Origin of the sequence: Chitinophaga sp., assembly GCF_036569125.1 — a bacterium.
GTDB lineage: Bacteria > Bacteroidota > Bacteroidia > Chitinophagales > Chitinophagaceae > Chitinophaga.
The window spans coordinates 1-11222 of record NZ_DATCRF010000787.1; the positions used below are offsets into that span (position 1 = coordinate 1).

At 50.6% G+C, this 11222-nt stretch carries 3 protein-coding genes; all 3 read left to right on the forward strand.

Going from position 1 to position 11222, the window contains the following annotated elements; translation table 11 throughout:
- Positions 1–4123 (forward strand): hypothetical protein (locus tag VIM87_RS28975; protein ID WP_332000359.1); only part of this gene is annotated, 4123 nt, incomplete at its 5' end.
- A gap of 19 nt (positions 4124–4142) precedes the next feature.
- The gene (locus tag VIM87_RS28980) at positions 4143–6224 is read left to right on the forward strand and encodes a hypothetical protein (RefSeq protein WP_332000360.1); all 2082 of its coding nucleotides are present in this window, start codon (positions 4143–4145) and stop codon (positions 6222–6224) included.
- A 99-nt stretch (positions 6225–6323) separates the two neighbouring features.
- A complete protein-coding gene (locus tag VIM87_RS28985) occupies positions 6324–11144 on the forward strand; it encodes a hypothetical protein (RefSeq protein WP_332000361.1) in 4821 nt (1606 codons plus the stop codon).
- Positions 11145–11222 lie beyond the last annotated feature (78 nt).

Here is an 11222-nt window from a genome sequence, read left to right on the forward strand (position 1 = left end):
CGGCATCCTGGGCGATGCCAAGCTGGTATTACTGGGCGACATACCCATACGCATAAACGGAGGCACGGCCGCATTGATCTTAAAAGGCGGCATGAACATGGAAACTGGCCAGGGCCTGGATCTTACCTATGTAACCATGGACTGTAACGGCTTTAAAGAGCTGGGCATCTCTGCCGAAGTAGCTTTTCCGCGCAGCATGCTGGTGCCTTTAAAAGCCGATGGAGAACGCAATGAAGACCCTAAAGCGCAGGTAACCGCCGCATTTAAAACCGTAGTAGCTGACTGGAATGATATCCTGGTAAGCCTCAGCCTTCCTGCCTTTGAGATAGCGCCTTTAAAAGGTGTTGGTTTTCATATAGGCAAGGCCGTATTTGACGGCAGCGATATCCGCAACACACCGGATATTGTTTATCCCACCGGATATGAGCAGCGTTATATGCCTGCCGATAATCCAAACACCTGGCGGGGCGTGTACGTGGAGGACCTGGAAGTAATACTGCCCAAACAGTTTGCCAAACGGGAACAGTCGGGTAAGCGCGTAAGCTTTGGCGCTACGCATATGATCATTGACAACAATGGTTTAACCGGCTCTTTCTTTGCCAATAACATATTACCGGATGGCACCGCCTCCGGATGGAAGTTCACCGTAGATCATTTTAATATAGACCTGGAAGCCAACCACCTGGTAGGCGCGGGCTTCAGCGGCATGGTGGGCCTGCCGGTAGCCAAAGATCCCTTAGGTTATACCGCTGTTATTACGGCAGATAATGAATACATCCTGAAGCTAAGCACTATCAATGAGCTAAGCTTTAATGTATGGCAGGCTAAGTGCGTGCTGGAGCCAAACTCCTGGGTGCAGCTGAAGCTGGCCGACGGGCGTTTTCAGCCGGAAGCCATGCTGCACGGCAGTTTGGGCATCTCTGCCACTACCAAGGGAGATGATGGTAAACCTCTTGCCACTTTTAAAGGCATTATATTCAAAGACCTGCATCTTGAAACCAACCCGCCTTATTTAACTACCTCTTATTTCGGTTATAAGAATACGAACACGGTTTCCAACTTCCCGGTATCTATTAATGAAATATCGCTCCGTGCGCAGGATGGGGAAGCCACGCTTACCTTCGGCATCCGCCTGAACCTGATGGAAGGGAACTTTGGCGGCGATACCAAAATAGGATTGGTAGGCAAGTTCAATGAAGCGGAAGGCATACAAACCTGGAAATTCCAAAAGCTGAAGCTGGAAGAAATTGGCATTAACGCCAAAATCGGCGGTTCGCTGAAAATTAACGGCCGCATTAAGTTCTATGATGATGATCCTGTTTATGGCAATGCCGTAAGCGGCATGGTGGCAGCGGATTTCATGGATGATAAGATAAAGATTGAAGCGCGCGCCATGTTTGGCTGTAAGGATTTCCGCTACTGGTACGTGGATGCAAAAGCCGATCTGGGCCTGGGTATTCCGCTGGTGCCGCCCATTAACATACAGGGCTTTGGCGGCGGCGCTTACTACCGCATGAAAAAACAGGGCTCGGATATGCTGGCCTCTCCTACCGGTGTAAATTATGTGCCGGATGAAAATACTGGCCTGGGTATTAAAGCTGCCGTATTGTTCAGCATTGTGAAAAAGCAGGTAGTGAACGGCGAAGTATCTTTTGAAGTAGCCTTTAACAAAAGCGGAGGCATTAACTTCATTGGCTTCTACGGTTACGCCAAGATCTTAGGCGTACTGCCCAATGTAGCAGGCAACATGGGCGATCAGATGAGTAAGGCCTTCAGCAAAATGGAAGCCGCGGAACAAAAGGCGGTGAGCAAGCTGGGAGGCTTAGGTGAAAAGCTGCAGGGCCTCAAAGTATCCAACCCGTCTGCCGCAGCAGAAAGCCTGAGCGGTGATGATTTCAAGACCGGCGAAAGCGGCCTCTCTGCCTATGTAGGCATTCAATATGACTTTACTCAATCTACTTTCCACGCCAACTTTGATGTGTACCTGAATGTAGCCGGTGGTTTGCTTACCGGTACTGCCAGCGGCAACCGCGCCGGATGGGCGGTGATACATATTGCGCCGGGTGAATGGTACTTCCATATGGGTACCCCCACCAATCGTTTAGGCGTTAAGTTTGCCCTGGGCAGCATAGCAATTAAAACAGGCGCCTACATCATGGTGGGCGATAAAATACCCGGCTCTCCCCCGCCCCCGCAGGAAGTTGCGGACATCTTAGGTGTGGATATGGAGGAGCTGGATTACATGCGCGACCTGAATGCACTGGGCGATGGACGCGGGTTTGCCTTTGGCGCCAACCTCTCCGTAGAAACCGGCGACCTCACTTTCCTGATCCTGTACGCCAACTTTAAATGCGGTGTAGGGTTTGATATTATGCTGAAAGATTACGGCGATGCACACTGCGCCGGTAAAACAGAAAAAATTGGTATTGACGGATGGTATGCTAACGGACAAGCCTATGTGTATTTGCAGGGTGAGGTAGGCGTAAAAGTGAACCTGGCATTTATTAAAGGGCGCTTCCCCATTATATCGGGCGCAGCCGCCGTGCTTATGCAGGCCAAGCTGCCCAATCCCACATGGTTAAAGGGTTACATGGCCGTGAAGTTTGAGATCCTGGGCGGTTTGGTAAGCGGTAACATGCGCATGAAAGTAACTATTGGCGATGAATGTGAAATTGTAACCGGCAGCAGCAGTCCTATTGATGTGAAGATGATAGCAGATGTTACGCCTGCAGACAATACCGCGGATGTAGATGTTTTTGCCGCACCGCAGGCAGCGTTTAACATGCGCGTTGGACAGCCGTTTGATGTGGAGGATGATAAAGGCACCAAAACCTATCGTACCAAGCTGGAAACCTTTACCGTAACGGATAACGGGCAGCCGGTACCCGGCAGAATTGAATGGAACGCCAACAATGACGTAGCCACTTATTATTCCAAAGAAGTATTACCTACCAAACATACCTTAAAGGCCACGGTGAAAGTGATCTTTGAAGAATTGCAGAACGGCAGCTGGCAAACGCTGTATATGAACGGGCAGCAAAGCACGGAAGAAAAGGTGGTGACCTTTACCACCGGCACTGCGCCTGACTTTATACCGCTTACCAACATTGCCCACTGTTACCCGGTAATAGACCAGCGCAATATGTTCCGCGATGAGCTGAACCGCGGTTACATAGTACTGCAGCGCGGCCAGAGCTACCTGTTTGATGCGCGCTGGAAATACCAGCTGCAGTTTGCTACCAACGGGGCTGTATTTGCCACACAGGCTATGCAATACGACAGCGTGAACCAGCGCATAGACTTCCCCATGCCGGCCATACAACCCAGTACAGATTATACCTATGATGTAGTGGCCATTCCTCCTGGAGGCGATGCTTCCAAAGATGCGATCGTAAGCTATGCCAAGCAGGATAACGGTGAAGACGGCGACTATACCGTGAAAGCAAATAAATCCAATGCAGTAAGCCGGGGCGATGTAACCAAATCGCTGCTGGGCTATGGCTTCCATACCAGCCGTTATAACACCTTTGCAGCCAAGCTGAATGCCATGCCGCTGAAACGGGGTATTGCCAGCATTGTAACCTTTGAGGTATTAAGTCTGCAGGCCGAAGTGGGCAACTACGAGCTGTTTGATGTACCGGAGCTGCAGGGTACTGCCTTTACGGGTTATACACCGCTGATCAATGTAAGCGCCATTACAGATGATGCTTATTTCAGGGAAGATGTGAACCCGCTGTTATACCGTAACTACCCGATAGAGCAGGAAATATTCATTACCCACCGTAACCCGGACGACCTGGGACTGGTGCCCACTAAGGCAATGACCCTGATGAGCGATTACCTGGCCAGCATTACCAGCAAACAGCCATTGCCATCAGAGCTGGCCGTGCGCCTGCCCTACGTGTATGACCTGCCGTTAGTGTACCGCGAGGACCTGGATGATATACAGTACCAGGTGGTGAACAAATACCTGGATACGCCGCTGCAAAGCAAGTACCTGTATATGATCAATGGTTATTACCCGCTGATACGTAATGGTAAGTACAAGGTAGCCTACCAGTATATGCTGCCGGGTGGTATTAAAGGCACGTCAGTTACCTATGAATACTCGAAAACCTATTAAAAACCTGTGATAAAGATATATGCGCGCTAAGATCATCCTTCGTCTTGTACTGTTCTTCCTGTTGCTCACAGGCAGCCTCTCCGCCCAGCGGAAAGATACGGCCCGTATACAGGTAATGGCAAGGGCACAGCAGCACAGCGTATTACTGCGCTGGGCAGTTACCAAAGCCAGCGCCTGGAAGCTGTGCAACCAGTACGGTTTTGAGCTGTGGCGTTTTACCGTGCTGCGTGATGGCAAGGTGCTGTCCAAGCCGGAATCACAGCTACTGAATACACAGCCCATCAAACCACAGCCGCTGCTGGCCTGGCAGGAGATCTGCAAAAAAGATAACTATGCCGTGATCATTGCACAGGCCATTTATGGAAAAGACTTTGAAGTAAGTGGTGGTGGCAACAATGGCATTGCACAGCTCATCAATCAGTCGCAGGAGCTGGACCAACGTTTTGCATTATCATTATACGCAGCAGATAATAGTTTTGAAGCCGCTAAAATGGCCGGATGGGCTTATGAGGATAATACCGTAAAGCCCAATGAAAAATACCTGTACCGTGTGCGTTCACTGGCGCCTGCCGGCCGCATGCGCATTGATTCTTCCGGCGCATTCATTGGCCTGGCCGACCGGAAGGAGCTGCCAAAACCCGCTAACATAGGCGCTGTGTTTGGCGATAAGAATGTGATCCTGAGCTGGGATTACAGCCTGCTGAAACATTATTACAACTCCTGGTTTATAGAGCGCTCTAAAGACGGTGTGAACTACGAACGCGCCTCTTCCCTGCCGGTGACCAATTTCAACGGCAAAGAAAAAAAGCCTTCGCCGCGCATGTATTTCATTGACTCGCTGCAGGATAATAATACCGTGTACCGTTACCGTGTGCGGGGCGTATCGCCCTTTGGCGAGCCCGGCCCGCCCTCTGATCCCGTAACAGGCAAGGGTAAACATTTGCTGGTGTACACGCCCAACATCCGCAGCAATGCTGTTAATGAAAAAGGCGTGCTGGAGCTGGGCTGGGAATTTGAAACCGCAGGTAATAAGCTCATTAAAGGTTTTACACTAAACCAGGCCGAGAAGGCCGACGGACCTTATAAAACCGTGATGAGCAATATTACGCCGGACCAACGTACACTCCTATACGATCACCTGGAGCCCAGCAATTATTTTACCATTACAGCCGTAGCATTGGAAGGCGAATCCTCCACCTCTTTCCCGGTGCTGGTGCAGCCGGTGGATTCTATACCGCCCGCAGCGCCAACAGGCCTCACCGGTACTATAGACAGTAACGGCGTGGTAAAGCTTTCCTGGGCCGCCAATACTGAAAAAGACATTTTAGGTTATAAAGTATTCCGCGCCAACATGGCCGGCGAGGAAGCCGCATCGCTGGTAGATTCTGTGTGGAGGCGCAATACCTTCCGCGATTCTGTAGGCATTCAATCCCTTAACAGTAAAGTGTATTACCAGGTAAGGGCGCTGGATAAACGATATAACCAGTCGGATTTCTCTGCGGTGTTTGAGCTTAAGAAACCGGATGTGATACCGCCTACCTCTCCTGTGCTTACCGGTTATAAGGTAGCGAAGGATATCGTATACCTGTCCTGGATCCCCAGTACAGATGCGGATGTGGCGCAGCAGCTGTTATACCGCAAAACCGTAACAGCTGCCAATACCAGCTGGGAAGCCATACAGAAGCTGACGCCGCCCGTTAACAACTTTGCAGATAATACCGTAACACCCGGCGTTACCTATGCTTACCTGTTGCTGGCTAAAGACAGCAGCGGGCTGGAATCCAAGCCCATGCAGCCGCTAACGGTAAGCGTTCCATACAATCCTTCCAAAGGCATGGTACGCTCTTTCAATGCACAGGTGAACCGGCAGGAGCGTTACATAGAGCTGTTCTGGAAAGATGACCTGGCCGATGTGGTGGAATACCAGCTGTATAAAGGAGAAAAAGGCCAGCCTGTTACGCTGTGGAAAGTGCTGAAACCAGGCACCAACCGCATTGTGGATAACCAGCCCAGGGTAAATACCGAATACCAGTATAGCATACGGGCGGTATTAAACAGCGGGGCAACCGGCAGCTCAAAACTGATCAATGTACAATATTAAGCACCCCTGCGAACGGTGCATTTGCGATAAATATTACCGGCTGCAGCCAGGCGTAATTGCCGGCCGCTGCTGGTCCCTCATAAAATTAAATTGTAACGGATGAAAAAAATTATACCCCTGTTTTTTTTCATTTTAATGTATACGGTAGCCCGTGGCCAGCAATATGAAGTGGCTATGGACCTTTCCGTTTATTATAACGGTAATGCGGATAAGGCAGATTGCAGCAGCCGGTTTGAGATCACTGCCTATTACAGTGACGGTACCAATGTAAGAGTATGGACCGAATCGCTGGATGGGTTACGTGAGAATGAGGTAAGAACCTATCCTACTAAAACCTTTACGTTTGCCAATACCAAACGGCTGGTACGTTTTCATATTTTCGGCAGAAGAAGCTGGGACCGCGGTTTTCCGGCCGGTTGTAAAAGGAATGATGTAGAAGCTTCGCAGGATATATATGTATCGCCTTCGCAGCCCTGTTTTACCTATCATAACGGTAATTTCATTCCCAGGTACACCGGCGATATGAACATCCGCATCTATCCAAGAGCAGTTAATATAACGCCCACAACTGCTACGCTGCCGGATGCAACAACGGTTACCTTAACAGCTACCAATGGTTTCCCGAACAGCACTTACCAATGGCAGTACCGTACTACCTCTACAGGCTGGAACAATTTCCCTTCCAATTTCCCTATGCAGCGTACCATTACCTTCTCCGGTAATGACCTGCCGAATAACTTTTTCCTGGGTGCTATTGAACGCAGGGAAAATATACTGGTGCGCGTGTACTATCCTTGCGGCACTACGGAAAGCAATACCGTGACGCTTACCCCCAGGTTTGTTGCACCTACGATATTATCGGTAACACCGATACCGCCTACCTGTTATGGTGATCAGAACGGCAGCTTTATAGTAAGGTTCAGCCGCCCATTAAGGCCGCGTGAAGGCCTGGTAATGCAGCTGGACAAACAGGAAATAGCCGCCGGTAACCCGGCCGCCTTTATTGACGACCGGCAGATAACCATGGATGGCAACAACAGCTATCAATGGACACCCTCTGACCGGGGGGCGCGTAAATACCGCATCCTGCTGCGCGGCAGCTACCCTACTGATATTGCCAATCCAGTACCTATTTATACCGGCGCCGCCCAGCACAGGGCCAATTTTGAGATCGTGCAGCCCGGGCCCATTACCTTCAGCAGCAGTAAACAAAACGATGTAAGGTGCCACAGCGGCGCCGATGGGGCCATTAACATTACCACCAGCGGCGGTAACGGCGGCAATATCCTTTACTATAAAAATGCGGCAGACGGTATTACCCGGCAGGTATCCATTGGCAACGTTACAGCCTATACGCTGGGCGGCTTAAATGCCGGCACTTACAGCCTGTGGCTGCGGGATAGTAAAGGCTGTATGCCAAAAGATGCCAGTAACAATGAAATTACCCGTACAGAAACTATTACGGAACCGGCAGCCAGCCTGGTGATAGATGCAGCCACCCCTACTGATCCCAAAGCCTTTGGCTATTCAGACGGCAGCGTTGTGGTACGTATTAAAGGCGGCACGCCTAATGTGGATGGGTCCTATAATGTTACCTGGACCAATGCAAGCGGCGCCGTGTTTCCGCAGACCGGCATTGTGGGCAGCGGCGTATATACCACTACCTTGGAAAATGTACCGGACGGCATCTATACCCTCAGGGTAACGGACGCCAACCATGCCTCTGCAGGCAGCGGCAGTGAGCAGGGCTGTATTGTTACAGCCACCTATCCGCTTACACAACCGCCTTTGCTGGAAGTTACGCCTACTATTACAGACAGTATCAATTGCCATGGCGACGGCAATGGCATCCTGAGCGCATTAGCCACAGGTGGTAAGCGAATGAGCGCAGCGCCTTTTTATACCTATGAATGGTATCAGCTGGTGGGCGGTACGCTTACGCCCCTGGGCCAAACCGGCACACAAGCCAATGGTTTAACCGCCGGCCAGTACCAGGTAAAAGTGACAGATGCAAACAATATAGAGAAACTGTCGGATGTGATAAACCTGATCGATCCTGATTCGCTGAAAATACAATTCACCACTACCCCTGTAAGCTGTTACAGCGGCAGTAACGGTGTCTTAACCACTGTGGTAACAGGCGGCACACCGGCTTACCAGTATAACTGGAGCAACAGCGCACAGTCTGCAGATATTTATGCGCTTCCAACAGGCACGTATACACTCCGTATAAAAGATTATCATGGCTGTGAGCTTACAGATGTAGCTTATGTGCCACAACCTGCAGAGCCATTACAGATCGTAACGCCCACCCTCATTTATCCCAAAGCATTCGGGTATACGGATGGCAGCATAAAAGTGCTGCTGAAAGGCGGTACTGCCTTAGCCGGCGGCGCATATAATGTAACCTGGCAAAAGCCCGATGGCACTGTATTAACCAGCCATTACGGCCAGCTGGTGAACGGCGTTTATGAAGATTCGCTGGCCAATATAGGCGCAGGCGATTATAATATTACCGTAACGGATGCCAACTACACCGGCCCTGATCCTAATATGCAAAGCTGTATTGTAACAGCCGGATTTACCCTCGAAGAGCCTCCGGCGCTGGTGGTGAACATTGCTGAAAAACATTACGTTTCCTGTAAAGGCGATATGGACGGCGTGTTGTTTGCAACCGCCAGCGGCGGCGTACCCATTTCCGGCCCGCTGCCTTACCAGTTTGAATGGTATAAGGCCGATAACAGCGGCGCATATAACCCCATCGGGGAAACGAATGATACCGCGCACTGGCTGAACACCGGCATTTATAAAGTGATCATTACAGACTGGAATGGTATTACCAAAGAATCAGATACTTTTCACCTGGTAGAGCCGGAGCTGTTGCAGGTGGCGCTCACTACCCGCAACGTAAGCTGTAACGGCGGTAATGATGGTTTTATAAAATCAACTGTTACCGGCGGCACCCTGCCCTACGCCTGGGTATGGAGCAATAGTGATGCTACGCAGGATATCCTGGATCAGCCGGCCGGCCATTACACCCTGTTACTGACAGATGGCCATGGCTGTGAGCAGCAGCCGGATACGGTTATTACACAACCGGCAGCGCCGCTGGCCGTGGTAAATGTTACTACCATCGACCCTAAGGCCTATACGTATACGGACGGCAGCATCAGCATTACGCTGAATGGCGGCACACCCGCTGCAGACGGCTCTTACAGCGTACAATGGCTGAACAGCAATAACCAGGTATTAAGCACCCATACAGAGCAGGTACAGCCCGGCCAGTACACCACTACCTTACAGAATGTTGGCGACGGCACTTATACCTTACAGGTAAAAGATGCGCAGTTCAGCATTTGCACCAATAACAGCACCAGCGGCTGCTATGTATCTGTAGCCAATACTTTGCATGAGCCGCCCTTATTAAAAGCCAGCATTGCGGAACACCGTTATGTAGCCTGTAAAGGCGACAGCGACGGAGAGCTGGTAGCGCATGCTACCGGCGGCATCCCGTTCAGCAGCGGCCTGCCTTACGCCTACCGTTGGTTTAAGGTAGTGAATGGCAGCTTACAGCCTGTTCCGCAAACAGACAGCATTATAACAGGCATGCCTAGTGGAAAATACCTGGTGCAGGTAACGGACTACAATAACATTACCCGCAGCTCAGATACTTTTCATTTAACGGAGCCGGATAAATTAACCGTAGCGCTGAATGCAACCGCAGTAAGCTGCGCTTCCGGGCAGGATGGCAGCATCACGGCGCTGGTAAGCGGCGGTACGGCCCCCTTCCATTATGAATGGACCACCGGCGATACCACCAGCACCCTTCACAGCTTAACAGAAGGCGCTTACCTCCTGTTTGTGAAAGACGGCCATAACTGTGAAACGCAGAACAACGTAGACATTTTTATACCCGGCGGTATTACCATAGATGCAGATATTAAAGCGCCTACCTGCCATAGCGACTGTGACGGTTATATTAAAACCACCATCAGCGGCGGCGTAGCCCCTTACCGCTACCAGTGGAGCACGGGCCAAACCGGCACTGCGCTGGATAAGCTGTGCGCCGGCAAATACACCCTTACCATTACAGATGCCAACAACTGTAAACGCATACAAACCTTTAACCTGGGCGATCCTGCACCGCTGCAGGTACAGCTGGGACCTGATAAAACTTTGTGTAATGATCAGACCTGGCTGGTAAATGCTGCTATTGCAGACCCACAGGCTAAGTATGTATGGGGCGGCAACCCTGCGCTGCAGGCCCTTACACCGCAGGTTACGCTGAGCCAAACCGGTCAGTACTGGGTGAACGTTACAGACAGCAAAGGTTGCAAAGGCTCAGATACCATTAACATACAGCAGAATAAGGTAGCCATCTCCGCCGAGTTTGTGGCGGCTACGCAGATCTTCCAGAATGAGGATGTTTCTTTTGTGAACATCAGCAACCCGCTGCCGGAAAAAATTGAATGGGTGATACCCGCTAACCGGAATATTACGGTAGTACAAAATACACCGCTGCTGGCAGAGCTGCGCTTTGCGGATACCGGCGTGTACAGGATCCAGCTGCGTACCCGTGTGGGAGATTGTGAAAAATTGTTCAGCAAGGATATTGCTGTGCTGGAAAAACAAACCTTCACGCAACCCGGCGGCGCAGCAGAACCTTTCATTAAAACCTTTGAAATACTGCCGAATCCCAATACGGGACAGTTCAATGTGCGCATTGCGCTGGACAAGGCATCGGACATACGTTTACGCCTGTTTAACATTATCAGCAACCAGCTGGTGAACGACCGGAAGGAAAGTGCGGCCGTACAGTTCAACGTGGGTTACCAGCTGAACATCACCGCAGGTACTTACCTGCTGCTGCTGGAAACGCCTATGGGTAATGCGATCAGGAAGATCATCATCAGTCAATAATCATTAAATAAGATACGGTGACAGCTACACGTTTTATTCAAATAGCAGTCAGCATACTACTACTGTTCGTTCTGTGCC

Bases quoted from the DNA above. Each gene is read 5' to 3' on its own strand.
- VIM87_RS28980 (WP_332000360.1), top strand. From the start codon at position 4,143: ATGCGCGCTAAGATCATCCTTCGTCTTGTACTGTTCTTCCTGTTGCTC.
- VIM87_RS28985 (WP_332000361.1), top strand. From the start codon at position 6,324: ATGAAAAAAATTATACCCCTGTTTTTTTTCATTTTAATGTATACGGTA.